The organism is Halomonas sp. DP1Y21-3 (assembly GCF_019801245.1).
Lineage (GTDB): Bacteria > Pseudomonadota > Gammaproteobacteria > Pseudomonadales > Halomonadaceae > Halomonas > Halomonas litopenaei.
In genome coordinates this window covers 52123-78423 of the sequence record NZ_JAHVJM010000003.1, presented here as the reverse complement: position 1 = coordinate 78423, position 26301 = coordinate 52123, and the positions used below count along the sequence as shown (strand labels likewise).

Annotated in this window: 21 protein-coding genes and 2 tRNA genes; 21 read left to right on the top strand and 2 right to left on the bottom strand. The window is 64.4% G+C overall.

Annotation, left to right across the window (positions count from 1 at the left end):
- Positions 1 to 14: 14 nt before the first annotated feature.
- Genes carA through greA form a run of 3 tightly spaced genes read left to right on the top strand, consistent with a single transcriptional unit; the run spans position 15 to position 4915 of the window.
- The gene (gene carA / locus KUV74_RS09045) at positions 15 to 1160 is read left to right on the top strand and encodes a glutamine-hydrolyzing carbamoyl-phosphate synthase small subunit (protein WP_108131794.1); all 1146 of its coding nucleotides are present in this window, start codon (positions 15 to 17) and stop codon (positions 1158 to 1160) included.
- 51 nt (positions 1161 to 1211) lie between these two features.
- Entirely contained in the window at positions 1212 to 4442 is a 3231-nt protein-coding gene (gene carB / locus KUV74_RS09040; protein WP_108131793.1) for a carbamoyl-phosphate synthase large subunit, read from the top strand.
- Positions 4439 to 4915, top strand: a complete 477-nt coding sequence (gene greA, locus KUV74_RS09035; RefSeq protein WP_108131792.1) for a transcription elongation factor GreA — start codon at positions 4439 to 4441, stop codon at positions 4913 to 4915. Before carB ends, greA begins: the two co-directional genes overlap by 4 nt.
- A gap of 113 nt (positions 4916 to 5028) precedes the next feature.
- Here the strand turns inward: greA and yhbY are convergent, their stop codons facing one another.
- The gene (gene yhbY / locus KUV74_RS09030; RefSeq protein WP_045992299.1) at positions 5029 to 5355 is read right to left on the bottom strand and encodes a ribosome assembly RNA-binding protein YhbY; all 327 of its coding nucleotides are present in this window, start codon (positions 5353 to 5355) and stop codon (positions 5029 to 5031) included.
- A 282-nt stretch (positions 5356 to 5637) separates the two neighbouring features.
- On the opposite strand from yhbY, the gene rlmE reads away from it, so the two are divergent.
- From rlmE to KUV74_RS08940, 18 genes are all read left to right on the top strand, one after another.
- Complete coding sequence (gene rlmE, locus KUV74_RS09025; protein ID WP_045992275.1) at positions 5638 to 6306, top strand: 23S rRNA (uridine(2552)-2'-O)-methyltransferase RlmE; 669 nt, start codon at positions 5638 to 5640, stop codon at positions 6304 to 6306.
- A 303-nt stretch (positions 6307 to 6609) separates the two neighbouring features.
- Positions 6610 to 8601, top strand: coding sequence for an ATP-dependent zinc metalloprotease FtsH (gene ftsH, locus KUV74_RS09020; RefSeq protein WP_222516169.1), 1992 nt, complete (start codon positions 6610 to 6612; stop codon positions 8599 to 8601).
- A 182-nt stretch (positions 8602 to 8783) separates the two neighbouring features.
- Positions 8784 to 9578 carry a dihydropteroate synthase gene (gene folP, locus KUV74_RS09015; protein WP_108131904.1) on the top strand — a complete coding sequence of 265 codons (795 nt, stop codon included), beginning with the start codon at positions 8784 to 8786 and terminating at the stop codon, positions 9576 to 9578.
- On the top strand, positions 9571 to 10920 hold the full coding sequence (gene glmM / locus KUV74_RS09010) for a phosphoglucosamine mutase (RefSeq protein WP_108450011.1): 1350 nt from the start codon (positions 9571 to 9573) through the stop codon (positions 10918 to 10920). Before folP ends, glmM begins: the two co-directional genes overlap by 8 nt.
- Positions 10921 to 11102: 182 nt before the next feature.
- The gene (gene tpiA, locus KUV74_RS09005) at positions 11103 to 11849 is read left to right on the top strand and encodes a triose-phosphate isomerase (protein WP_045992271.1); all 747 of its coding nucleotides are present in this window, start codon (positions 11103 to 11105) and stop codon (positions 11847 to 11849) included.
- A gap of 4 nt (positions 11850 to 11853) precedes the next feature.
- The gene (gene secG, locus KUV74_RS09000; RefSeq protein WP_222516168.1) at positions 11854 to 12288 is read left to right on the top strand and encodes a preprotein translocase subunit SecG; all 435 of its coding nucleotides are present in this window, start codon (positions 11854 to 11856) and stop codon (positions 12286 to 12288) included.
- A gap of 17 nt (positions 12289 to 12305) precedes the next feature.
- Positions 12306 to 12392 (top strand) — tRNA-Leu (locus KUV74_RS08995).
- Between the two features lie 136 nt (positions 12393 to 12528).
- Positions 12529 to 12605, top strand: a tRNA-Met gene (locus tag KUV74_RS08990).
- A 211-nt stretch (positions 12606 to 12816) separates the two neighbouring features.
- Positions 12817 to 13278 (top strand): ribosome maturation factor RimP, encoded by a 462-nt coding sequence (gene rimP / locus KUV74_RS08985; protein ID WP_045992269.1) that lies wholly within the window; start codon positions 12817 to 12819, stop codon positions 13276 to 13278.
- Between the two features lie 73 nt (positions 13279 to 13351).
- On the top strand, positions 13352 to 14845 hold the full coding sequence (nusA, locus tag KUV74_RS08980; RefSeq protein ID WP_108131788.1) for a transcription termination factor NusA: 1494 nt from the start codon (positions 13352 to 13354) through the stop codon (positions 14843 to 14845).
- A 27-nt stretch (positions 14846 to 14872) separates the two neighbouring features.
- On the top strand, positions 14873 to 17410 hold the full coding sequence (infB, locus tag KUV74_RS08975) for a translation initiation factor IF-2 (protein ID WP_045992267.1): 2538 nt from the start codon (positions 14873 to 14875) through the stop codon (positions 17408 to 17410).
- 21 nt (positions 17411 to 17431) lie between these two features.
- Positions 17432 to 17848, top strand: a complete 417-nt coding sequence (gene rbfA, locus KUV74_RS08970; RefSeq protein ID WP_222516167.1) for a 30S ribosome-binding factor RbfA — start codon at positions 17432 to 17434, stop codon at positions 17846 to 17848.
- On the top strand, positions 17848 to 18801 hold the full coding sequence (gene truB, locus KUV74_RS08965; RefSeq protein ID WP_222516166.1) for a tRNA pseudouridine(55) synthase TruB: 954 nt from the start codon (positions 17848 to 17850) through the stop codon (positions 18799 to 18801). The genes rbfA and truB overlap by 1 nt, the downstream gene beginning before the upstream one ends.
- Positions 18802 to 18891: 90 nt before the next feature.
- The gene (gene rpsO / locus KUV74_RS08960; protein WP_045992264.1) at positions 18892 to 19161 is read left to right on the top strand and encodes a 30S ribosomal protein S15; all 270 of its coding nucleotides are present in this window, start codon (positions 18892 to 18894) and stop codon (positions 19159 to 19161) included.
- A 225-nt stretch (positions 19162 to 19386) separates the two neighbouring features.
- The gene (pnp, locus tag KUV74_RS08955; RefSeq protein ID WP_045992263.1) at positions 19387 to 21519 is read left to right on the top strand and encodes a polyribonucleotide nucleotidyltransferase; all 2133 of its coding nucleotides are present in this window, start codon (positions 19387 to 19389) and stop codon (positions 21517 to 21519) included.
- Positions 21520 to 21628: 109 nt separating this feature from the next.
- Positions 21629 to 22861, top strand: a complete 1233-nt coding sequence (locus KUV74_RS08950) for an MFS transporter (RefSeq protein WP_222516165.1) — start codon at positions 21629 to 21631, stop codon at positions 22859 to 22861.
- Positions 22862 to 22976: 115 nt separating this feature from the next.
- Complete coding sequence (locus KUV74_RS08945) at positions 22977 to 23279, top strand: hypothetical protein (RefSeq protein ID WP_222516164.1); 303 nt, start codon at positions 22977 to 22979, stop codon at positions 23277 to 23279.
- Positions 23272 to 24813: a sodium:solute symporter gene (locus KUV74_RS08940; protein WP_222516163.1), complete on the top strand. Its 1542-nt coding sequence runs from the start codon at positions 23272 to 23274 to the stop codon at positions 24811 to 24813. The genes KUV74_RS08945 and KUV74_RS08940 overlap by 8 nt, the downstream gene beginning before the upstream one ends.
- 170 nt (positions 24814 to 24983) lie before the next feature.
- Here the strand turns inward: KUV74_RS08940 and KUV74_RS08935 are convergent, their stop codons facing one another.
- The gene (locus KUV74_RS08935; protein ID WP_108450007.1) at positions 24984 to 26159 is read right to left on the bottom strand and encodes an acetyl-CoA C-acetyltransferase; all 1176 of its coding nucleotides are present in this window, start codon (positions 26157 to 26159) and stop codon (positions 24984 to 24986) included.
- Positions 26160 to 26301: the final 142 nt, after the last annotated feature.

Sequence of the window (26301 nt, the reverse complement as noted above, 5' to 3'; positions counted from 1 at the left end):
GGGAGGACGTAGCGTTGAACAAACCCGCAATCTTGGCCCTGGAAGATGGCAGCGTATTCCACGGCACGGCCATTGGCGCTGATGGGCAGACCAGTGGTGAGGTGGTGTTCAATACGGCCATGACCGGCTATCAGGAAATTTTGACCGACCCCTCCTATTCCCGACAGATCGTCACCCTCACCTATCCCCATATCGGTAATACCGGCATCAATCCCGAGGACGTTGAGTCCGCCAGCATCGCCGCCGCGGGCCTCGTCATCCGCGATCTGCCGCTCGTCGCCAGCAACTTCCGATCTACCCAGAGCCTCTCGGACTATCTCGCCAGCCAGAACGTGGTGGGCATCGCCGACATCGATACCCGTCGGCTGACTCGAATCCTGCGCGACAAGGGTGCCCAGAACGGTGCCATTGTGGCCGGCGACGAGGCCCTGGGCGACGACGCCGAAGCGCGCGCCCTGGAAGCCGCCCGCGCCTTCCCCGGGCTCAAGGGCATGGACCTGGCCAAGGTGGTGTCCTGCAGCGAGCGCTACGTCTGGAACGAGGGCGAGTGGACGCTGGGCAAGGGCTACGCCGATACCGAAGGGGCCGAGCGGCCCTTCCATGTGGTGGCCTACGACTACGGCGTCAAGTTCAACATCCTGCGCATGCTGGCGAGTCGCGGCTGCAAGCTGACCGTGGTGCCGGCCCAGACCCCGGCGTCCGAGGTGCTGGCGCTCGACCCCGACGGCGTCTTTCTGTCCAACGGGCCCGGCGACCCCGAGCCGTGTGACTACGCCATCGACGCCATCCGCGAGATCCTCGAGACCGAAGTGCCGGTGTTCGGCATCTGCCTGGGCCACCAGTTGCTGGCGCTGGCCAGCGGTGCCACTACGGTCAAGATGAATCACGGCCACCACGGCGCCAACCATCCGGTGCAGGATCTGGACAGCGGCCACGTGATGATCACCAGCCAGAACCACGGCTTTGCCGCCGACGAGACCACGCTGCCGGATAACCTGCGCGCCACCCACCGCTCGCTGTTCGACGGCACCCTGCAGGGGATCGAGCGTACCGACCGTCCGGCGTTCAGCTTCCAGGGCCACCCCGAAGCGAGCCCCGGCCCCCGCGATGTGGCGCCGCTGTTCGACCGCTTCATCGACATGATGCGCAGCCGTCGCTAAGGCGCCGACACAGACTCCGGTTCATCGTCCAATTTTCTTGCGGGAAGCACCATGCCCAAGCGTACAGACCTGAAAAGCATCCTTATCATCGGCGCTGGCCCCATCGTCATCGGCCAGGCCTGCGAGTTCGACTATTCCGGCGCCCAGGCCTGCAAGGCGCTGCGCGAAGAGGGTTTTCGCGTCATCCTGGTTAACTCCAACCCGGCCACCATCATGACCGATCCGGCCATGGCGGATGCCACCTACATCGAGCCGATCACCTGGCAGGCGGTGGAGAAGATCATCGAGGCCGAGCGTCCCGACGCCGTGCTGCCGACCATGGGCGGCCAGACCGCGCTGAACTGCGCGCTGGATCTCGATCGCCACGGCGTACTGGAAAAGTACGGCGTGGAGATGATCGGTGCCAACGCCGACACCATCGACAAGGCCGAGGACCGCGATCGCTTCGACAAGGCGATGAAGAATATCGGTCTCGAGTGCCCCAAGGCCAAGGTCGCCCACAGCATGGATGAGGCCTGGGAGATCCAGGGCGAGCTGGGCTTCCCGGTGATCATCCGGCCGTCCTTCACCATGGGTGGCTCCGGTGGCGGCGTGGCCTACAACAAGGAAGAGTTCAAGGAGATCTGTGGGCGCGGCTTCGAGCTTTCGCCGACCCACGAGCTGCTGATCGACGAATCGTTGCTGGGCTGGAAGGAATACGAGATGGAGGTCGTTCGTGACAAGAACGACAACTGCATCATCGTCTGTGCCATCGAGAACTTCGACCCCATGGGCGTGCACACCGGTGACTCCATCACCGTGGCGCCGGCCCAGACGCTGACCGACAAGGAATACCAGATCATGCGCGACGCATCCCTTGCGGTGCTGCGTGAGATCGGTGTCGAGACCGGTGGCTCCAACGTCCAGTTCGGCGTGGACCCCGAGACCGGCCGCATGGTGGTCATCGAGATGAACCCGCGGGTGTCGCGTTCCTCCGCCCTGGCCTCCAAGGCCACCGGCTTCCCGATCGCCAAGATCGCCGCCAAGCTGGCGGTGGGCTACACCCTGGACGAGCTGCAGAACGACATCACCGGCGGTCGCACCCCGGCGTCCTTCGAGCCGTCCATCGACTACGTCGTCACCAAGATTCCGCGCTTCACCTTCGAGAAGTTCCCCCAGGCCAACGACCGTCTGACCACCCAGATGAAGTCGGTGGGCGAGGTCATGGCCATCGGCCGCACCTTCCAGGAATCGCTGCAGAAGGCGCTGCGTGGCATGGAGACCGGCAACGACGGTCTCGATCCCATCGTCACCGAGTTCAGCGACGAGAACATGGCGCTGATCAAGGGCGAGCTGCAGGCCGCCGGCGCCGAGCGTATCTTCTTCATCGCCGATGCCATGCGCTCCGGCATGTCGGTGGCAGAAGTGTTCGAGCTGACCAACATCGACCCCTGGTTCCTGGTGCAGCTCGAGGATCTGGTCAAGATCGAGCAGGATCTGTCCAGCCGTCCGCTGTCGTCGCTGGACGCGCGCGAACTCTATCGTCTCAAGCGCAAGGGCTTTGGCGATGCTCGTCTGGCCAAGGTGCTGGGCGTGTCCGAGGACGATGTGCGCAGGGCGCGCCATGACGCCGGTATCCGTCCGGTCTACAAGCGCGTCGACACCTGCGCCGCCGAGTTCGCCTCCGACACCGCCTACATGTACTCCACCTACGAGGAGGAGTGCGAGGCCGAGGTCAGCGATCGTAAGAAGATCATGGTGCTGGGCGGTGGCCCCAACCGTATCGGTCAGGGCATCGAGTTCGACTACTGCTGCGTCCACGCCGCCTTCGCCATGCGCGACGACGGCTACGAGACCATCATGGTCAACTGCAACCCGGAGACCGTGTCCACCGACTACGACACCTCCGATCGTCTGTACTTCGAGCCGGTGACCCTGGAGGACGTGCTCGAGATCGCCGACAAGGAGAAGCCGGTCGGGGTGATCGTGCAGTTCGGCGGTCAGACGCCGCTGAAGCTTGCACGTGCGCTCGAGGCCGCCGGTGTGCCGATCATCGGTACCACCCCGGACGCCATCGACCGCGCCGAGGATCGCGAGCGCTTCCAGCAGATGATCGACAAGCTGGGCCTCAAACAGCCGCCCAACGCCACCGCCAGAAGCTTTGACGAGGCCTTCAGCAAGGCCGAGGCGATCGGCTACCCGCTGGTGGTGCGCCCGAGCTACGTGCTCGGTGGGCGCGCCATGGAAATCGTCTATGACGCCAGCGAGCTGGAGAACTACATGACCCACGCGGTCAAGGTCTCCAACGACTCGCCGGTGCTGCTCGATCACTTCCTGAGCGCCGCCATCGAGATCGACATCGACGCGGTGTCCGACGGTGAGCAGGTGGTGATCGGCGGTATCATGCAGCACGTCGAACAGGCTGGTGTGCACTCAGGCGACTCCGCCTGTGCGCTGCCGCCGTACTCGCTGCCGGCGGAAGTGCAGGACGAGATGCGCGAGCAGGTCAAGCGCATGGCCGTGGAGCTTGGCGTGAAGGGCCTGATGAACGTCCAGCTGGCCTGGCAGGACGGCGAGATCTACGTCATCGAGGTCAACCCGCGCGCCTCGCGCACCGTGCCCTTCGTGTCCAAGTGCATCGGTACCTCGCTGGCCCAGGTGGCGGCCCGTTGCATGGCCGGCGTCAGCCTCAAGGAGCAGGGCTTCGAGCGCGAGATCGTGCCGCACTTCTACAGCGTCAAGGAGGCGGTGTTCCCGTTCAACAAGTTCCCTGGCGTCGACCCGATCCTGTCGCCGGAGATGAAGTCCACCGGCGAGGTAATGGGGTCCGGCGACACCTTCGCCGAGGCCTTCTACAAGGCCCAGCTCGGTGCAGGTGAGGCGATTCCGGCGCTGACCGGCGATCGCAAGGCGTTCCTGTCGGTTCGCGAGCCGGACAAGGCGGGTGTTATCGAAGTGGCGCGTTCTCTGGTAACATTGGGCTTCACACTCTGTGCGACCCGAGGAACGGCGGCAGCCCTTGAACAGGCTGGTCTGCCCGTCGAGGTCGTCAACAAGGTTTACGAAGGCCGGCCACACATCGTCGATTCCATCAAGAACGACGAGATCGCCTATATCGTCAATACCACCGAGGGCCGCCAGGCCATCAATGACTCCTCGGTGATCCGCCGCACCGCACTCGCCCGCAAGGTTCCCTATGCCACGACGCTGGCAGGGGCCAGTGCCGTTTGTTTGGCGCTCGAGTACGGCAATGCCGTGACCGTGCGGCGGCTACAGGAACTGCATGCAGGAGCGAATACATGAACAAGGTCCCGATGACCGTCGCCGGTGAGCAACGCCTGCGTGAAGAGCTCGAACAGCTCAAGAGCGAGGCTCGCCCGACAGTGATCGCTGCCATCGCCGAAGCGCGTGAGCACGGCGACCTCAAGGAGAACGCCGAGTACCACGCCGCGCGCGAGCAGCAGGGCTTCATCGAGGGGCGTATCCAGGAGATCGAGGGCAAGCTGTCCAACGCCCAGGTCATCGACGTCACCAAGCTGCCCAAGACCGGCAAAGTGATCTTCGGCGTGACCGTCGAGCTTCTGAATCTGGATACCGACGAAGAGGTGACCTACCGCATCGTCGGTGAGGACGAGGCCGACATCAAGCAGCGTCGCATCTCGGTCACCTCGCCCATCGCCCGTGCCTTGATCGGCAAGGAAGAGGGTGAGGTCGTGCTGGTCCGCACCCCCGGTGGTGAGGTCGAGTACGAGATCACCGGCGTCGAGCACATCTAGAGCCGGATCCTTCGATCCAGACGACACCGCCCCGCCAGGAATCCTGGCGGGGCGGTGTCTTTTCTGGCGACAGGATCGTCGGCGCCCGGTGGTGGCGCAGCGACGCCGGTGCGTCAGTGGCGGCCGTGGTGGTTCTCGAAGCGGGTGATGTTGGACAGCTTCGGATTGGCCTTGGGGTTCTTGCGGTACAGCAGGGCCACCTTGCCGATCTTCTGGATCAGCTCGGAGCGGCTCTGGGCGACGAGTTCGTCGAGCACTGCGGTGCGGTCGTCGCGGTCGGGGATCGCGAGCTTCACCTTGACCAGTTCGTGGTCGTTCAGGGCTCGTTCGAGCTCGGCCAGCATGCCTTCGGAAATACCGTTCTCCGAGGCCGTCACCACCGGGTCGAGGTGGTGGCCGATGCTGCGCATTGCTTTCTTTTGTGCCTGTGACAAGCTCATGGTATCTTGCTTCATTCCGTTTTGGCCGTAGGGCGCGTGACAGCACATGGTACGGGGATTCCCCGTGCGGTGAAAGCGCTTGTGCATGACAATCTCCAGGCAGCCGTTCGCCGGCGGTGGCAAAGCCGCTCGATGCGTCGTGCAGCCCGCCCCTCGGTTCCTGCGGCGAGCCTCCCCGCCACGCGGTTCGGCTCCGGCGGCCATGCCGGGTGTCCGCAGCAAATGCACTTCGAGCAACGCCCTTCCGGCAATTGTTCAGGAAATCTTCTTTCAGGTGGCTCAGTGGCAGCATCCCGTCCCCCATCCGGTAAAAAATCCTCATCCGGCAAGAGCAGCGCGAGCAAGACCAGCGCCAGCTGGTTGAAGGAACACTTCGATGATCGCTACGTTCAGCAGAGCTGGCAGGACGGCTACCGTTCCCGGGCCAGCTATAAGCTGGTGGAGCTGGACGACAAGGACAAGCTGTTCAAGCCGGGCATGACCGTCATCGATCTGGGTGCGGCGCCAGGCGGCTGGAGCCAGATCGCCGCAGAGCGTGTCGGTGACGCCGGTGTGGTCATCGCCTCGGACATCCTCGAGATGGACGCCCTGGCCGGGGTCGACTTCGTACAGGGTGACTTTACCGAGGAAAGCGTGCTGGAAGAGGTGCTGGCAAGGCTCGGTGATCGCCCGGTGGACCTTGTGATGTCGGACATGGCCCCCAATATGAGTGGTATGGCGGCCATCGATCAGCCTCAGGCAATGTACCTGGTGGAGCTGGCGCTCGACCTGGCTCGTCAGACGCTGCGTCCCGGGGGTACCTTCCTGGCCAAGGTGTTCCAGGGCGAAGGCTTCGACGAATATCTCAAGGAGCTGCGCGGCGCCTTTCAAAAGGTGGTGACGCGCAAGCCGGGGGCATCGCGGGCACGCTCCCGCGAGGTCTACCTGCTGGCCCAGGGATTCAAGGGCTGAGCATCGGCGCCGGTCGACGTCTGATAGACCGCGCCTACCGGAGCGATACCGGCAAAAGTGGCCTGGCTGTGCCAGTCTTGAGGCATGGTACAGGCAGGAAAGGACACATGATGGCGTGCGATGGCCTGCCAGGCAGTCATCGCATCGACATTTTTTCGGCATTTTCCGAGGGTGAGTCCCGGCGGAAGGGGCGCTTGCGCCGCTTCGTTGGATCCGATCAGGCTGGCTGAACCAGGCCGGGTCATGTAGTGTCGAACCCTTAGGCACCTAGGCCGACAGATTCTTGCAATTGAGGGTGGTCCCTTGAACGACATGGCGAAGAACCTGATTCTGTGGTTGGTCATCGCGGCGGTGCTGCTGACGGTGTTCAACAACTTCAGCGTCGAGAACGCACCCAACCAGATGAACTACTCCCAGTTCGTCGAACAGGTGCAAAACGAGCAGGTACGCAGTGTAACCATCGACGGTTACACGATCAGCGGTGAGCGCAACGATGGCTCCAGCTTTCAGACCATCCGCCCCTCGGCGGAGGACCCGAAGCTGATGGACGATCTGTTGTCCAACAATGTCACCGTGGTGGGCAAGAAGCCGGAACAGCAGAGTCTGTGGACGCGACTATTGATCGCGAGCTTCCCGATTCTGCTGATCCTGGCCATCTTCATGTTCTTCATGCGCCAGATGCAGGGCGGTGGTGCCGGCAAGGGCGGCCCCATGAGCTTCGGCAAGTCCAAGGCCAAACTGCTGTCCCAGGATCAGATCAAGACCACCTTTGCCGACGTGGCGGGGTGTGACGAGGCCAAGGAGGAAGTCGAGGAACTGGTCGACTTCCTGCGTGATCCGACCAAGTTCCAGCGGCTGGGTGGCACCATCCCCCGCGGTGTCTTGATGGTCGGGCCTCCCGGTACCGGCAAGACCCTGCTGGCGAAGTCCATCGCCGGCGAGGCCAAGGTGCCGTTCTTCTCGATCTCAGGCTCTGACTTCGTCGAGATGTTCGTCGGTGTGGGTGCTTCCCGTGTGCGCGACATGTTCGAGCAGGCCAAGAAGCAGGCACCCTGCATCATCTTCATCGACGAGATCGACGCCGTGGGTCGTTCGCGCGGCGCCGGCATGGGCGGCGGCAATGACGAGCGCGAGCAGACGCTGAACCAGCTGCTGGTCGAGATGGATGGCTTCGAGGCCAATGAAGGCATCATCGTCATCGCCGCCACCAACCGTCCCGACGTGCTCGACCCTGCGCTGCTGCGCCCGGGCCGCTTCGACCGTCAGGTGGTGGTGCCGCTTCCCGATATCCGTGGTCGCGAGCATATCCTCAACGTGCACCTGCGCAAGGTGCCGCTGGCCGATGACGTCAAGCCGACCTTCATTGCCCGTGGTACCCCTGGCTTCTCTGGTGCCGACCTGGCCAACCTGGTCAACGAGGCTGCGCTGTTCGCCGCTCGTCGTAACAAGCGTCTGGTGGGCATGGAAGAGCTTGAGCTGGCCAAGGACAAGATCATGATGGGGGCCGAGCGCCGCTCCATGGTCATGACCGAGAAGGAAAAGCTCAACACCGCTTACCATGAGTCGGGCCACGCCATCATCGGTCTGGTGATGCCGGAGCATGACCCGGTCTACAAGGTGACCATCATTCCGCGTGGCCGCGCCCTGGGTGTGACCATGTTCCTGCCGGAGCAGGATCGTTACAGCCTGTCGCGCCAGCAGATCATCAGTCAGATCTGTTCGCTGTTCGGCGGCCGCATCGCCGAGGAGATGACGCTGGGACCGAACGGTGTCACCACCGGCGCCTCCAACGACATCAAGCGTGCCACCGAGCTTGCCCACAACATGGTGGCGAAGTGGGGCCTGTCCGAGGAGATGGGGCCGATCATGTACGACGAGGACGAGTCTCACCAGTTCCTCGGCGGCCCGGGCCAGGGCGGTGGCAAGCTGAAGTCGGGCGAAACCACCTCGCGTCTGGACAAGGAAGTGCGCAAGATCATCGACGGCTGCTACGAGCAGGCGCGTCAGATCCTCGAGGACAATCGCGACAAGCTCGATGCCATGGCCGAAGCGCTGATGCATTACGAGACCATCGACGCGGATCAGCTCAAGGACATCATGGAAGGGCGTGACCCGCGTCCGCCCAAGGACTGGGATGAGCCCGGTTCCGGCGGCGGCTCTCCGGTCACCGGTGATCCCGAGCCGTCGAAGGAGCCGGAGTCCGGCGCCGACACCAGCGATGGGGACGAGGAAGAGGATGACAAAGGCTCCGGCCGTCGCCCCTCCGACCCCCTTGGCGGCCCCGCCGGTAGCTGACGGCCCGCCCGCTCACAGAGGCGCCCCGCGGGGCGCCTCTGGCGTTGCATGACCCGCCTCTCGCATTAGTATTCTTTGGTGAATACCCAGATTTTCCCAGGACATCCGCTTCGATGGACGCTCGTTACCCCGCTGTACTGCCCTGTGGTCGACACCGCCTCGATCTGACCTTTCCCCGCATCATGGGGATCCTCAACGTCACTCCCGACTCCTTTTCCGATGGTGGCCATCACGTGGTCATCGACGACGCCCTGCGCCATGCCGAACAGATGCTCGCCGAGGGTGCTGCCATCATCGACGTGGGTGGCGAGTCCACGCGACCTGGTGCGACGCCGGTCACCGCGCAGCAGGAGCTCGACCGGGTGATCCCGGTGGTCGAGGCGCTGGTACGGGAGCTGGATGCCCTGGTGTCGGTGGACACCTCGACGCCGGAGGTCATGCGCGAGAGCGCCCAGGCCGGGGCTGGCATGATCAATGATGTACGCAACCTGCGCCGTGAGGGCGCCGTCGCGGCGGCGACCGGTACCGGGCTGCCGGTGGTGCTGATGCACATGCTCGGTGAGCCGGGCGACATGCAGGATGCGCCCCGCTATGACAGGCCGGTGGAGGAAGAGGTCGCAGACTTTCTCGAAAGGCGCATCGCCGAGTGCGAGGCGGCGGGTCTCAAGCGAGAACGCCTGTTGCTTGATCCAGGTTTTGGTTTCGCCAAGACCGTGGAGCATAATCTTCGCCTGTTGCATCGCCTGGAGCGCCTGGAAGCCCTGGGGCTTCCGCTGCTGGTGGGGATGTCGCGCAAGAGCATGATCGGCAAGGTGCTCGACCGTGCGGTCGAGGAGCGCCTGTCGGGCGGTCTGGCCTTGTCGGCACTGGCGGTGGAGCGAGGTGCACGGATACTACGCGTTCACGATGTGGGGCCCCATGTGGACGCGGTGAACATGACCTGGGCCGTTCTCGAGGAAGGAGAACACCATGGCTAGACGCTATTTTGGCACGGATGGCATTCGCGGTACCGTCGGTCAGGCGCCGATCACGCCGGACTTCATGCTCAAGCTGGGCTGGGCTACCGGCCGCGTGCTCGAGCCACGCCGTCAGCGGGCGCGGGTACTGATCGGCAAGGACACCCGGATCTCCGGCTACATGTTCGAGTCGGCCCTCGAGGCGGGGCTGTCGGCGGCGGGCGTTGACGTGATGCTGCTCGGTCCGATGCCGACACCGGGTATCGCCTACCTGACGCGGACCTTTCGCGCCGATGCGGGGATCGTCATCTCCGCTTCCCACAACGCCTACCAGGACAACGGCATCAAGTTCTTCTCGGCCGAGGGCGCCAAGCTGGGCGATGAGATCGAGGAGCGCATCGAGCGCGCACTGGATGAGACCCTGACCACGGTGTCACCGGGGGAGCTGGGCAAGGCCAGCCGGGTCGACGACGCCGCCGGGCGCTATATCGAGTTCTGCAAGTCGACGATCCCCGACCGGGTCAACCTGCACGGCCTGCGTATCGTGCTGGACTGCGCCCATGGCGCGACGTATCACATCGCGCCGGCGGTGTTCAAGGAGCTCGGGGCCAAGGTCAGCCTGGTCGGGGCCGAGCCCGACGGCCTCAATATCAACCAGGAGGTGGGCTCGACCCATCCCGCGGCGCTGCGCGCGGCGGTGATCCAGCAAGGCGCCGATCTGGGTATCGCCTTCGATGGTGACGGCGATCGCGTGCTGATGGTGGATGCCGACGGTCACGAGATCGACGGTGACGACATGCTCTACCTGATCGCCAAGGACCGTCACGAGCGTGGCGAGCTGGGTGGTGGTGTGGTCGGTACCCTGATGAGCAACTTCGGGCTAGCCGCAGCGCTGGAGTCCATGGGCGTGCCCTTCGAACGTGCCAAGGTCGGCGATCGCTACGTGATGGAGCGCCTGGCCGCCAACGACTGGCAGCTGGGTGGCGAGTCCTCGGGGCATATCGTCTGTCGCCACGTGCAGACCACCGGCGACGGTATCGTCTCGGCGCTGCAGGTGCTGTCCTACATGGTGCGTGAGGAAAAGCCGCTGTCACGCCTGCTGCACGGCTTCGAGAAGGCGCCTCAGTCGCTGGTCAACGTGCGCCTGTCGGCGGGCGTCGACGCCAAGGCGGTGATGGCCGACCCGAGTCTCGAACAGGCCACCCGTGCGGTCGAGGCCGAGCTTGGCGATGAGGGCCGCGTGCTGCTGCGCCCCTCGGGTACCGAGCCGCTGATTCGTGTCATGGTCGAGGGACGCCCTCATCTGGATGTCGAAGGGCTGGCCAGGCGTCTGGCCGATGACGTGCGTGAGCTGGTCGGCTGAACCCTGATCTCACCGCCCGGTTTCGCGGTGCCATGACGCGAGGCCTGGTGGACCCTGATGCCGGCGAGAGCGTCTTGTCGGCTTGCTCCAGCGCGGGACCGAAGGCTTCGATCCCGCGGCAAATCTTGTCTTGACAGGGCCGCTCCTATACCATTTCGGCCCACCTTGAAAGAGGATGTTCCATGCGTGCACCGCTGATCGCCGGCAACTGGAAGATGAATGGCTCGCTGAGCCTGATCGATACCTTCGCCGAGGCGCTGTCCGGCGCCGAATTGCCGCAGGCGGTGACGCTGGCCCTGGCGGTTCCCTTTCCCTATGTCGGGGTGGCCAGGGAACGGTTGCCGCAGAGCGTCAGGCTGGCCGGCCAGACCCTGAGCGACCAGCCGAGCGGAGCCTTCACCGGCGAGGTGAGCGGCGCCATGCTTGCTGACGTCGGCGCCGACATGGTGCTGGTCGGACACTCCGAGCGGCGTACCCTGTTCGGCGAAGACGACGCGGCGGTGCTGGCACGGGTGCAGGCCGCGCTTGGTCAGGGGCTGACGCCGGTGCTGTGCCTGGGGGAAACCCTGGAAGAGCGCGACGCCGAGCGTACCGAGGCGGTGGTGCTCGGTCAGCTCGAGGCGGTGATGGAAGCCCTCGACGGTGACGAGCGCGCGCGCCTGGTATTGGCCTACGAGCCGGTCTGGGCGATCGGCACCGGTCGTACCGCAACGCCTGAGCAGGCGCAGCAGGTGCATGCGGCGATTCGTGCACGACTCGAACGTTACGATGGCGCCCTGGCGGCGTCCATGCAGGTTCTCTACGGCGGCAGCATGAAGCCCGACAACGCGGCGGAATTGCTGGCCCAACCGGACATCGACGGCGGCCTGATCGGCGGAGCATCGCTGAAGGTCGACGATTTTCTAGCCATTTGTCAGTCAGCAGGTTGAATCCATGCAAGTTGCCATTCTCATGATCCATGTGGCGATCGCCATCGCCCTGGTCGTTCTTATCCTGCTGCAGCAGGGCAAGGGCGCCGATGCCGGTGCCTCCTTCGGTGGCGGTGCCTCCCAGACCGTCTTCGGTTCCCGTGGCAGCGGCAGTTTCCTGTCCAAGGCGACCGGGGCGCTGGCGGCGTGTTTCTTCGCCACTTCCCTGACCCTGGCCTACTTCGCCTCCGAGGCGGGCAATTCCGCGCCAGAAGCGGGGATTCCCGACGCCGAGGTGATCGAGCGGCAGAACAGCGCGCCGACCCTGGATGACGAAAGCACCCAGAACAGTGCGCCTGCGCTTGAGGAAGAAAGTCAGGAAAATTCTGCGCCTACGCTTGACGAAGGTTCAAGCGACGTGGATAATGCAGCGCCAGTGCTGGAGGACAGCCAAGGCTGATCTCCGGAACTCCCCTAGCCGAAGTGGTGGAATTGGTAGACACGCTATCTTGAGGGGGTAGTGACCTTACGGTCGTGCGGGTTCAAGTCCCGCCTTCGGCACCATCCTCGTCTTCTGCAATGACGGCGTGGGTGACAAGCTCTCCCGGTGATGACCGGTGATCTTCTCTCAGGGTTGGCGGTTCGGTGAAATGCCTTGACGCCCTGGTCAAGGCGCAGTATACTCACCGGCCTAGATTGATGCGGGGTGGAGCAGTCTGGTAGCTCGTCGGGCTCATAACCCGAAGGTCATCGGTTCAAATCCGGTCCCCGCTACCATCTTCTTGGCAGGCATGCAGGTATCCTCAAGGGGCATGCGAACTTCTGCCAGATGGTGACAGGTTTCTTGGAAAAAGCCCCTTCCTGTGAAGGGGCTTTTTGTTAGCAGCTTGCCGGGGCTCGCCCGGCGGCGCGAACGCCAATCAGCCACCTGACTTTCCTGTTCACTCCCGGCCAGGTGCTGATGCAACGGCTGTAGGAGCTTTCATTCGTGGCGACCAAAGATGCTGCGCTCAATGCGTTGATCGAACCGGTGGTAACGGCCATGGGGTTCGAGCTCTGGGGTATCGACTATCTGTCCCAGGGAAAACATTCCCGTCTGGTGATTTACATCGATCACGCCGATGGCGTCAGTGTCGACAACTGTGCCGATATCAGTCGACAGGTCAGCGCCATCATGGATGTCGAGGATCCCATCGCCGGGGAGTACCGTCTCGAGGTGTCTTCGCCCGGGATGGATCGTCCGCTGTTCCGTCTCGATCAGTTCTCCCGCTACGCTGGCCATCACGTGGCTCTGAAGCTGCGCGCTCCTTTCGAGGGTCGGCGCAAGTTCCAGGGCGTGCTCGCCGGAACCGAGGGTGACGAGGTGCTGGTGCAGATCGACGGTGAGGAATACTGCTTTCCGATCGACGGCATCGATCAGGCGCGGGTGGTTCCTCAGTTTGACGAGTGACGCTCACTGATGCGCGACGACTGATGCGCGACAAGAGAGAACAAGGATCGGTTTTTTGGCGAGGCTTTAAGGCATGAGTAAAGAAATTCTGGCGGTCGTTGACGCGATCTCCAACGAGAAGGGTGTCCCCCGCGAGGTCATCTTCGAAGCCGTCGAGGCGGCGCTGGCCAGTGCCTCGCGCAAGCGCTTCGAGGATGAGGAAGCCAGCGTCCGCGTACACATCGATCGGATGACCGGCGAGTACGAGACCTTCCGCCGCTGGGTGGTGGTCGAGGACGATGACTTCGACGGACCCGACGCCGAGATCAAGCTGACCTTCGCCGAAAAGCGGGATCCGCCGCTGGGCCTGGGTGACGTGGTCGAGGAGCGCATCGAGAATGCGGCCTTCGGTCGTATCGCCGCCCAGACCGCCAAGCAGGTCATCGTGCAGAAGGTGCGCGAGGCCGAGCGTGCCGAGGTCGTGCGCATCTATGCCGAGCGTGAAGGTGAACTGGTCGCGGGTATCGTCAAGAAGACGACACGTGACGGCCTGATCATTGACCTGGGCGACAACGCCGAGGCCTTCCTGCCGCGCAGCGAGATGATCCCCGGTGAGCGCTACCGCATGAACGAGCGGGTGCGCGCACTGCTGGTCAAGGTCGACGCCGAGGCGCGTGGCGCCCAGTTGATCCTGTCGCGCACCAACCCGCAGATGATCATTGAGCTGTTCAAGATCGAGGTTCCCGAGATCGCCGAGCAGCTTATCGAGATCAAGGGTGCGGCGCGTGATCCTGGCTCCCGGGCCAAGATCGCGGTCAAGACCAACGACCGTCGCATCGACCCGGTGGGCGCCTGCGTCGGCATGCGCGGTTCGCGCGTGCAGGCGGTGTCCTCGGAGCTGCAGAACGAACGCGTCGACATCGTGCTGTGGGACGACAATCCCGCACAGCTGGTGATCAACGCCATGGCCCCGGCCGACGTCGCCTCCATCCTGGTGGATGAGGATGCCCACGCCATGGACGTGGCCGTCGCCGAGGACAACCTGGCCCAGGCCATCGGCCGTAGTGGCCAGAACGTGCGTCTCGCGTCCGAGCTGACCGGCTGGCGTATCAACGTCATGACCGAAGCCGACGCCGAGGCCAAGCGCGACCAGGAAATCGACAGTCTGGTCGAGCACTTCGTTCAGCACCTGGACATCGATGATGATGTCGCTCGGCTGCTGGTCGAGGAAGGTTTCACCTCGCTTGAAGAGGTGGCCTACGTACCGGTCGAGGAAATGCTGGAAATCGAAGAGTTCGACGAAGACCTCATCGAGGAGCTTCGAGCTCGCGCCAAGGACGAGCTCTTGAACCTGGCCATTGCCTCCGAGGAGGAACTGGACGGAGCCCAGCCGGCGGATGATCTGCTGGAGATGGACGGAATGGAGCGCCATCTGGCCTTCATCCTGGCCAGCCGTGGCATCAAGACCATGGAAGATCTGGCTGAACAGTCTGTCGATGATCTGGTGGACATCGAAGAGGTGGACGAAGAGCGCGCCGCGGCATTGATCATGACCGCCCGTGCGCCTTGGTTCGAGAGCGAACAGTAACAGGGTCACGGGCTGAGGAGGGTCGTAATGTCAGAGATGACCGTTAAGGATTTTGCAGCGAAGGTGGGGCGTGAAGTGCCCCGTCTGCTGGAACAGATGAAAGAAGCCGGACTCGAGCACAAGTCGGAAGCCGACGCCGTGTCCGAGGAAGACAAGCGCAAGCTGTTGGACTTTCTGACCAAGAGCCATGGCGGTGGCAGCGGTGTGGGCGCGGCTGCGCGCAATCGCATCACCCTGACCCGCAAGACGCGCAGCAAGATCAAGACCAGCGAGCGCGGCAAGACCATCGAGGTCCAGGTCCGCAAGAAGCGCACCTACGTCAAGCGTGACGAGGCCCAGGAAGAGGCCCCGGCGCCGGTCGAGGACCACGGTCCGCGTCAGCTGGTCGGCGACATGGCCGATTCCCGTGCACGTCGCGAGGCTCAGGAGGCCGAAGAAGCCAAGCAGCGCGCCGAGCAGAAGGCGAGCCAGGACGCCGAGCAGGCCGCCAAGGCCAAGCGCGAGGCCGAAGAGGCCGCCGTCGTGCCCGACATTCCGGTGCCCGAGCTCGACACCTCTGCCCCGGCTGGCGACGAGCCGCCGGCGCCGCCCAAGGAAGGTCGTGGCGACGTGCGTCGTGCCGCCGTCAAGAAGGCCGCCGCCAAGACCGGCAAGAAAGGCCGTGGCGAGCGTGACGACGACGATCGCAGCGACCGCGAAGAGCGTCGTCGTGGCGGTGGCAAGAAGGCCAAGCGCGCCGAGCGCCGTGGCAGCCGTCGTGGCGGCAGCCAGGGCAACGGCAAGCATGGCTTCCAGAAGCCGACCCAGCCGATCGTGCGTGAGGTCTCGATTCCCGAGTCCATCTCGGTGGCCGAACTGGCCGACAAGATGTCGATCAAGGCCAACGAGGTCATCAAGGCCATGTTCACCATGGGCGCTGCGGTGACCATCAACCAGACCATCGACCAGGACACTGCGGCTATCGTGGTGGAAGAAATGGGCCACACGCCCAAGCTGGTCAAGGACGATGCCCTCGAGACCGAAGTGCTCGAAGCCATCTCCTACGAGGGCGAGGAAATCACCCGCTCTCCGGTGGTCACGGTCATGGGTCACGTCGACCACGGCAAGACCTCGCTGCTCGACTACATTCGTCGTGCCAAGGTGGCCACCGGTGAAGCCGGCGGTATCACCCAGCACATCGGTGCCTATCACGTCGAGGACGACAGCGACGGTGTGACCTTCCTCGACACCCCTGGTCACGCGGCGTTTACCGCCATGCGTGCCCGTGGTGCCAAGGCCACCGACGTGGTCATCCTGGTGGTGGCGGCCGACGACGGCGTCATGCCCCAGACCATCGAGGCGGTGGAGCACTCCAAGGCTGCCGAAGTGCCGATGGTGGTCGCGGTCAACAAGATCGACAAGCCGGAAGCCGATCCCGACCGGGTCAAGAACGAGCTGTCCCAGCACGGCGTGATCTCCGAGGAGTGGGGTGGCGACACCCAGTTCGTCCACGTCTCCGCCAAGTCTGGTGAAGGCATCGAGGAGCTGCTGGAAGCCGTTCACCTGGTCTCCGAGGTGCTCGAGCTCAAGGCGGTCCCGAGCGCACCCGGCAAGGGTGTGGTGGTCGAGTCTCGCCTCGACAAGGGTCGCGGCCCGGTGGCCACCGTGCTGGTCCAGAACGGTACCCTGAAGAAGGGCGACATCGTGCTGGCCGGTCTGCACTACGGCCGTGTGCGTGCCCTGACCAACGAACTCGGCAAGCAGGTCGACGCCGTGGGTCCCGCCATGCCGGTGGAGATTCAGGGTCTCGATGGCACCCCGGAAGCCGGTGACGACTTCATGGTCGTGGCCGACGAGAAGAAGGCGCGTGAAGTCGCCAACTTCCGCCAGGGCAAGTACCGCGAGATTCGCCTGGCACGCCAGCAGAAGGCCAAGCTGGAGAACATGTTCTCCCAGATGGGCCAGAGCGAGGCCGCCAAGGTCAACATCGTGCTCAAGGCCGACGTCCAGGGTTCCCTGGAAGCGATCAAGGGCGCCCTCGAGGAGCTGTCTACCGACGAGGTGCAGGTGTCCGTGGTGTCCTCCGGCGTTGGCGGTATCACCGGTACCGATGCCAACCTGGCGCTGGCCAGTGAGGCCATCGTGGTCGGCTTCAACGTGCGTGCCGATGCGGCCGCCCGCGAGATCATCGAGCGTGAAGGTCTGGAGCTGCGCTACTACAGCGTCATCTACCACCTGATCGACGAGGTCAAGCAGGCCATGAGCGGCATGCTCGAGCCCGAGTGGAAGGAAGAGATCGTCGGTATTGCCGAGGTCCGTGACGTCTTCCGCGCGCCCAAGATCGGTGCCGTGGCTGGCTGCATGGTGGTCGAGGGTACGGTCTTCCGTAACAAGAAGATCCGCGTGCTGCGCGACAACGTGGTCATCTACGAAGGCGAGCTCGAGTCGCTGCGCCGCTTCAAGGACGACGTCCAGGAAGTGCGCAACGGCATGGAGTGTGGCATCGGGGTGAAGAACTACAACGATGTCCAGGTCAACGACAAGATCGAGGTCTTTGACCAGGTCAAGGTCGAGCGCACGCTGTAAGCGTTCGAGGAGTCGTCATCCATGCGCGAATTCAAGCGTACCGACCGAGTGGCCGACCAGCTCCAGAAGGAGCTGGCGGTCCTGATCCAGCGCGAGGTCAAGGACCCGCGCCTGGGGATGGTCACCGTGAGCGGGGTCGAGGTCAGTCGTGACCTCGGCTACGCCGACGTCCATATCACCCTGCTGGGTGAGCAGGACCCGGAACGGATCAAGGAAAACCTCAAGGTGCTCAAGCGCGCCGGCGGTTTCCTGCGTAGCCAGGTGGCGCGTCGCATCAAGCTACGTCACGTGCCGGAACTGCGCTTTCACTATGACGAAAGCGTGGTGCGTGGTCAGCACCTGTCGTCGCTGATCGAAGAGGCGGTGGCCAGCGATCGCTCTCGCCAACCCGAGGCGGATGACGAGAACGACAGCGGCGAGGACGGGGCCAAGGACTGATGGCCCGTCGTCGTCGAGGACTGCCGATCGATGGTGTACTGCTGCTGGACAAGCCCAAGGGCATGTCCAGCAACTTTGCACTGCAGCGGGCGAGGCGCCTGTACCAGGCCCAGAAGGCCGGTCATACCGGTACCCTGGATCCCATGGCGACAGGTCTTCTGCCGGTGCTGTTCGGCGAGGCCACCAAGTTTTCCAACCAGCTGCTCGAAGCCGACAAGGTGTACCGCACCCGGGTCGAGCTCGGGCAGAGCACCGATACCGGTGACGCCGAAGGCGAGGTCATCGCCGAGGCGCCGGTGCCGGCGCTGGAGCACAGCGACGTCGCGTCGGTAGTGGCGAATTTCATCGGCGAGCAGGATCAACTGCCGCCGATGTATTCCGCGCTCAAGCACCAGGGGCGCAAGCTCTACGAACTGGCGCGAGAGGGCAAAAGCGTAGATCGTGCAACCCGGCGGATAAGGGTGTATGATGCTCGGCTACTTTCCGCCAGCCTCGAGGGCGAGTCCCCAGGATTCGACCTGGAGGTCCGGGTCAGCAAAGGCACCTATGTGCGTACGCTGGCCGAGGACATGGCCAAGGCGCTGGGTTGCGAAGGGCATATCTCGCAGCTCAGACGGCTGAAGACCGGCCCCTTCGATGCCGACGGCATGGTCGATTTCGACACGCTCGAGGCCCAGGACGACGGCCAGCGCCAAGCGCGCCTGGCACCGATCGACAGTCTGCTTCAACACCTCCCGGCTCATCGCCTCAGTGAGGCAGGTGTCCAGGCCCTGCGCTTTGGACGCCCGGCACGCGGTGAGCTCGAGGGCGGCGATTCGGCCATGGCCGAGGAGTCGTTGTATCGCCTCTATCAGGGTGAGTCCTTTATCGGTCTCGGTCTGGTCGAGCCTACCGGGGATATCGTGCCCCGGCGCCTTCTGAGCACGTTCGTCGCGGGCTCAGGGCAAGACTGACCCCCTCAAGGGGTTGCGGCAGCTGGAGACTGCAAATATGCGTGGTCTCCGACATTCATCATTCAGGCATATTGCTTACTGGAGAGACAGATGGCACTTACCGCCGAACAGAAGGCCGAAATCGTCAACGAATACGGCCGTGGTGACAGCGACACCGGTTCCCCCGAGGTTCAGGTGGCCCTGCTCAGCGCCAACATCAACGGCCTGCAGGATCACTTCAAGACCAACAAGCAGGATCACCACTCCCGTCGTGGCCTGATCCGCATGGTCAACCAGCGCCGCAAGCTGCTTGACTATCTCAAGCGCAAGGACTTCGAGCGCTATCAGTCCCTGATCCAGCGTCTGGGTCTGCGTCGCTAAGACGCAAGCGCGACAAGGCTTCCTTCGGGAAGCGGCGTCAGATAACGGGCAGCCCCACGGGGCTGCCCGTTGTCGTTGGTGGTACAGCGTTGTGCGCGGTCGCGGCAGGCAGCGGCGGCCACTTGAAACTCCCTTGACCTTTGTGGTGGCCCTCACGGGCTTGACCCCCTAAAATAGTCGCCGAGTCAAAAACGACCCAAACATCGAAAAGTAAAGGAAGTCGCCGTGAATCCGGTCAAGAAGACGTTTCAGTACGGTCGCAGCACCGTCACCCTGGAAACCGGGCGCATCGCCCGCCAGGCCACCGGTGCCGTGATGGTCACCATGGACGACACCGTGGTGCTGTGCACCGTGGTGGCCAGAAAGGAGGCCAACCCGAGCCAGCCTTTCTTCCCGTTGTCTGTCCACTACCAGGAAAAGACCTACGCGGTCGGCAAGATTCCCGGCGGCTTCTTCAAGCGTGAAGGGCGTCCCACCGAGAAGGAAACCCTCACCTCGCGACTGATCGACCGTCCGATCCGTCCGCTGTTCCCCAAGGGCTTCATGAACGAAGTCCAGGTCATCTGTACCGTGCTGTCCACCGATCGCAACCACGATCCGGACATCGCCGCGATGATCGGCACCTCGGCGGCGCTGGCGATTTCCGGCGTGCCCTTCAATGGTCCCATCGGCGCCGCTCGTGTGGGCTTCAATGAAGAGCGTGGCTACTTCCTCAACCCGACCGTCGAGGAGCTCGGCGGCTCCGAGCTGAACATGGTCGTGGCCGGTACCGAGAAGGCCGTGCTGATGGTCGAGTCCGAGGCCGAAGAGCTGCTCGAGGACGAGATGCTGGGCGCCGTGCTGTTCGGCCACCAGGAAATGCAGACCGTCATCCAGGCGATCAACGAGCTGACCGCCGAGGCCGGCAAGGCCAAGTGGGAGTGGCAGCCCGCCGCCGAGAACACCGCGCTCAAGGAAGCCCTGGCCCAGGGCTTCGAAGCCAAGGTCGGCGAAGCCTACCGCATCACCGACAAGATGCAGCGCCAGGATGCCCTGTCCGCACTCAAGGCCGAGGCCGTCGAGAAGCTGGCCGGTGAAGAAGACGGCAAGTTCGAGGCCTCCGAGGTCGAAGGCGCCTTCGCCGGTCTCGAGAAGCGCGTGGTACGTGCCCGCGTGATCAAGGGCGAGCCGCGTATCGACGGCCGTGACCACAAGACCGTGCGTCCGCTGGCCATCGAGGCCGGCACCCTGCCCAAGACCCACGGCAGCGCCATCTTCACCCGTGGCGAGACCCAGGCGGTGGTCGTCGCGACCTTGGGCACCCTGCGTGACTCCCAGCTGATCGAGTCGCTGGAAGGTGAGCGCAAGGACCGCTTCCTGCTGCACTACAACTTCCCTCCGTACTCGGTGGGCGAGGCTGGCTTCATGGGCGGTCCCAAGCGTCGCGAGATCGGCCACGGTCGTCTGGCCCGTCGTGGTGTCCAGGCCATGCTGCCGGCGGAAGAGGACTTCCCCTACACCATTCGCGTGGTCTCCGAGATCACCGAGTCCAACGGCTCCAGCTCCATGGCCTCTGTCTGCGGCACCTCGCTGGCACTGATGGACGCCGGCGTGCCGATCAAGGCACCGGTGGCGGGTATCGCCATGGGCCTGGTCAAGGACGCTGACGGCTACGCCGTGCTGACCGACATCCTCGGCGACGAGGATCACCTCGGTGACATGGACTTCAAGGTGGCCGGCAGCGCCGAGGGTGTCACCGCCCTGCAGATGGACATCAAGATCGAGGGTATCGACGAGCAGATCATGGAAACGGCCCTGAACCAGGCCCATGAGGCGCGCATCAGCATCCTCGAGCAGATGAACACCGTGATCGCCGAGAGCCGTGCCGAGGTCTCCGACAACGCGCCCTCCATGGCCACCATCAAGATCGACCCGGACAAGATCCGCGACGTCATCGGCAAGGGTGGCGCCACCATTCGCAAGATCTGCGACGACACCGGCGCCTCCATCGACCTGGACGACGATGGTACCGTGCGCATCTACGCCGAGGACAAGAAGGCCGCCAAGAAGGCCATCGATACCGTACTGGCGATCACCGCCGAGGCGGAAATCGGCAAGCTGTACCGCGGCAAGGTGGTGCGTATCGCCGACTTCGGCGCCTTCGTCAACATCATGCCGGGTACCGACGGCCTGGTGCACATCTCCCAGATCGTGCCCGAGCGCGTCAATGACGTGCGTGACTACCTCAATGAGGGTGACGAGATCGTGGTCAAGGTGCTCGACATCGACAACCGCAATCGCGTCAAGCTGACGATCAAGGAAATGACCGAAGAAGAGAAGGCTGCCTTCGAAGCCGAGGAAGCCGAAACCGAGATCTGATCGCACTCGGTGTCTGACGCCCCCGTCGCTGACGCCACGGGGGCGTTTTTGTGTGTGTCCCGCTGATCTCGGCCTGTCGGCGCGATCAGCGGGCGGTAATGAGATGGACATGACGCAACTCGATTCCTCTTCGGCCGCGCCCGCCAAGGCCACCACCCGTCGCCGCGACTGGTGGGCCGTGGTCAGTGTGATGGCCGGCATCTTTCTGCTGGTGACCGCCGAGCAGCTCCCCATCGGGCTGTTGTCCCAGCTCGCTTCCTCGCTGGACGTTAGCGAGGGCAAGGCGGGTTTGATGATCACCGTGCCTGGCGTCGTGGCGGCGTTCGCCGCGCCGCTGTTGCCGGTGGCGGTGGGGCGCCTCGATCGTCGCTACCTGCTGACCGGGCTGATGGCCTTGATGGCCCTGGCCAGTGTCCTCGGTGCGTTGATGGACAGCTTTGGCTGGCTGCTGGCCACCCGGGTGCTGATCGGCTGCTGCATCGGTGGCTTCTGGGCCATCGCCGGCGGACTCGCCGGCAGACTGGTGGCGCTCGAGCAGGTGCCGCGGGCGATGTCGCTGATCTTCAGCGGCGTCGCCGCGGCTACGGTGCTGGGGGTGCCGGCGGGGACCTGGCTGGGCGACGTCAGTGACTGGCGCACCGCCTTCGCCGCTCTTGGCGGCCTGAGTGTGGTGGTGTGCATCGGGCTGTGGCGCCTGTTGCCGAGCCTGCCCGCCCGCAAGCCGGTACGGCTGGCGAGTCTTGGTGGCCAGCTCAGGGTGCCCGGCGTGTGCATCGGCGCCCTGGCGACCGCGCTTATCGTGGTCGGCCATTTTGGCGCCTACACCTTCGTCAGCCCTATCCTGCAGCGTCTTGGCGGGGTAGCGCTGGGCGATGTCTCTCGCCTGCTGCTGCTGTTTGGCGCGGCGGGACTCGCCGGCAACTTCATTGCCGGTAGCCTCGCCGGTGGCCGGCCCTACCTCACGGTGCTGCTGATACCCTTGGTGCTGGCGGCCACGACCCTGGCCTTTCCCTGGCTGGGTACCCGCCCGTTCAGCGCCACGGTGTTGCTGATGTTGTGGGGGCTGGTGTTCGGCGGTATCTCGGTCAGCCTGCAGACCTGGATCCTGCGCTCGGCCACCAATCCCGAGGCGGCCACCGCCATGATGGCCTTCGTGTTCAACCTGTCGATAGGCCTCGGCGCCTTGTCCGGCGGCCAGGTGGTGGATGCGCTCGGGCTATCGGCGGTGCTGCTGGCGGCGGGAGGGCTGTTCGTGGCGGCGGCGCTGCTGATCGCCGTGACCCCTGCGCGGGTGGTCAGCCGGCAGGAAACCAGGCCGCCCGGGACGTCTTCGCGGACTTGATCCCGGGCATGGCGCAGGGCGTCAGCCCTTATGGCGAGTCGTGGCAGAGGGTAACCTCGGCTCGCTTTCGTTCTTGTTGTTTGATGATGGACTTACCGTGAGTCGAGGAGCCTCGATGTCTTCTTCCCTTGTTGTGCCAGCGAGCCTGCGTGGCTGGCTGGTGCTGGTGGCGGCCGTCGCCGTCTTTGCTGCGGGTATCTGGCCCGTGATCACGCTGGTCAATCAGGCGCGGCTGGTGCTGGGCCTGCCGGCGCTGGTGGCCTGGAGCTACCTGATCCTGGTCGGCTGTACGCTGACGATGCTGCTGGGCAATCGTCTGCTCCATCGGGGTCAGGACGAAGCCGGCGAGCAAGCTGGCAATGGCGAAAAAGGCGCAAGGATCGGAAAAGTGGGAGAGGGCGAGGTCGACGATGAGTGAGTGGTTGCCGCTGAGTCTGACCCTTGGCTACGTCCTGCTGGCCCTGGTCATCGGCCTGGGCGGTCGCGCCGGGCGCTCGTCGAACGCGCTGGAGGAGTGGGGCGTGGCCGGGCGCAGCATGGGCCCGGTCACACTGTATCTGTTGATCGCCGCCGGCAGCGTCAGTGCCTACACCTTCATGGGGGCGCCGGGCTGGGCCTACGCCAAGGGCGTGCCGGTGTTCTACGTGGTGGTCTACCTGGGCTATCTGGCACTGGTGGCCTGGTACTTCGGCCCCCGGGTGTGGGCTTTCGGTGCCCACTTCGGCCATGTTACCCAGGCCAGTGCCATCGCCGATCGTTACCAGAGTCCGGGGCTCGGTGCGCTGGCGGCGCTGGTGATGGCGATCGGCTCGCTGGCCTACGCGGTGCTGCAGACCATCGGCTCGGCCTACATCCTCAATGTGATGAGTGGTGGGCGCATCCCGATCTGGCTGGGGGTGGTGATCGTGCTGGGCGCCATTGCGGTCTATCTCACCCTGCGCGGACAGCGGGCCATCGGTCGTACCAACGTCTTCCAGGGCATATTGATGTTCGCGGTGGCCTGGTCCGTCGGTCTGTGGGCCACCCACAGCGCCACCGGTCAGTGGGGATTTGACGAGGTGTACCGTCAGGCCCTCGCCGAGCGCCCGGCGTTTCTGACCCTTCCCGGCGCCGGTGGCGACATGAGCTTTGCCTTCTGGACCACCTCGATCATCGTCTCGATGCTGTCGTTCATGCCGCCGGTGTGGACCCAGTGGATGAGCGCTACCTCGGCGCGCACCCTACGGCTCTCTGCCACCTGGCTGCCCAGCTACTATCTGGTGATCCTGCCGCTGGTCACGGTGGGCTTTATCGGCGTCTTCGCCCTGCCGGGGCTCGAGCGTGCCGATACCGTGGTGCTCGAGTACGCCATGGCCAACTTGCCAGTGCTGCTGGTAGGGCTGCTCGGCGCCGGCACCCTGGCCGCCTCGATGTCCTCGTCCGAGCCCTTTATCCACTCGGTGGCGCTGAGCCTCAGCCGCGACGTGATAGGGCCCTGGGCCGGCTTCAGCGATGAGCGTGCCGGGCGCTGGGCCAAGCGCTTGATCGTGCCCTTGATGGCGTTGGTGATCGCGCCGCTGGCGATCGCCGAGCCGGGGAGCCTGGTGATGATCCTGCTGATCGGTCTCGGCTTCGCCTCCCAGGTGCTGCCAGCCTTCATCGGCATGTTCTTCTGGCCCCGGGCCAACGCTCGCGGCGTGACCGCCGGCATCCTGGCGGGCTTTGTGGTGACGGTGGCCTGCATCACCCTGTGGCCGCATCCGCTGGGCATCCATGCCGGCTTCTGGGGGCTGTTGGTCAACCTGCCGGTGTTCGTCGTGACGAGCCTTGCAAGCGCCCCCACCGATGAATCAGTGGTCGAGCGCTTCTTCCGTCTGGCGGCGCCGGCCTGGTCGCAGAAGCGGTGGGGAGCCCACCGGGAAGAGCGTCATGGCCGAGCGACAAGAGGAAGGGCGGTAGACAACGGGGTGTGATCCCTGGCGCCCGAGGCGACAGCGAGCGCGTCATGGGGGGGCGCTCAACGTGGCATGAAAAAGGCCCCTGCTGGGCAGGGGCCTATCTGGGCAGTGCTTACTTCGCAAGTGCTTGATTGACGAGGGCCTGTCGGTCAGCGCCCTCTGGCGTCGAGGCGTCGAGGCGCCGATCAGCGCTCGATGGCGAGCGCCACGCCCTGACCGCCACCGATACACAGGGTAGCAAGGCCCTTCTTGGCGTCGCGGGCGATCATCTCGTGGACCAGGGTCACCAGCACGCGGCAGCCGGAGGCGCCGATCGGGTGGCCAAGGGCGATGGCACCGCCGTTGACGTTGATCTTGTCGGTATCCCAGCCGAGTTCCTTGTTGACCGAGATGGCCTGGGCGGCGAAGGCCTCGTTGGCCTCGACCAGATCCAGCTCATCGATGCTCCAGCCGGCCTTCTCGAGGCAGCGGCGGGTGGCCGGGGCCGGGCCGATGCCCATGATCGCCGGGTCGACGCCGGCGTTGGAGTAGGCCTTGATGCGTGCCAGCGGCTCCAGGCCGAGCTCCTTGGCCTTGTCGGCGGAACACAGCATGACCACGGCGGCGCCATCGTTGAGCGAGGAGGCGTTGCCGGCGGTCACGCTGCCGTCCTTCTTGAACGCCGGACGCATGGTGCCGAGTTTTTCTGCGGACACTTCGCGCGGGTTCTCGTCGGTGTCGAAGACCACCGGGTCGCCCTTGCGCTGGGGAATCTCGATCGGCACGATCTGGCCCTTGAAGCGGCCTTCCTTGATCGCGGCGGCGGCCTTCTGCTGGGAGGCGGCGGCGAAGGTGTCCATCTCCTCGCGGGTGACACCGTACTTCTCGCCGAGGTTCTCGGCGGTGATGCCCATATGGTAGTTGTTGAAGGCGTCCCACAGGCCGTCATGGACCATGGTATCGATGGCCTTCCAGTCACCCATGCGCTGGCCGTTGCGTGAATTGGGCAGCACGTGCGGGGAAGCCGACATGTTTTCCTGACCGCCGGCGATGATCACCTCGGCGTCGCCGAGCATGATCGCCTGGGCGCCCAGATGCAGGGCCTTGAGGCCGGAGCCACAGACCTTGTTGATGGTCATGGCGGGCACGGCGTCGGGCAGGCCTGCCTTGATGGACGCCTGACGGGCGGGGTTCTGGCCGACACCTGCGGTCAGCACCTGCCCCAGCAGGACCTCGTCGACCTGTTCCGGCTTGACGCCGGTCTGTGCCAGCACGTCCTTGATCACGGCGGCGCCAAGGTCGCTGGCGGGAATGCCGGCGAGGGAGCCACCGAAGGCGCCAACGGCGGTACGGCGTGCAGCAACGATCACCACTTCTTGCATGGAGTGTCTCCTGACTTTAAGGGGCTGTCCCGTCAGCATAGGGAGCCTTGTGCAACGCGGCAATCCCTGTATGCCCGGTTTCGACGGGGGACTTTAGTATAGCGATCAAGATCAATTCGCGAGCCGTTGTGGTCAATCGCGC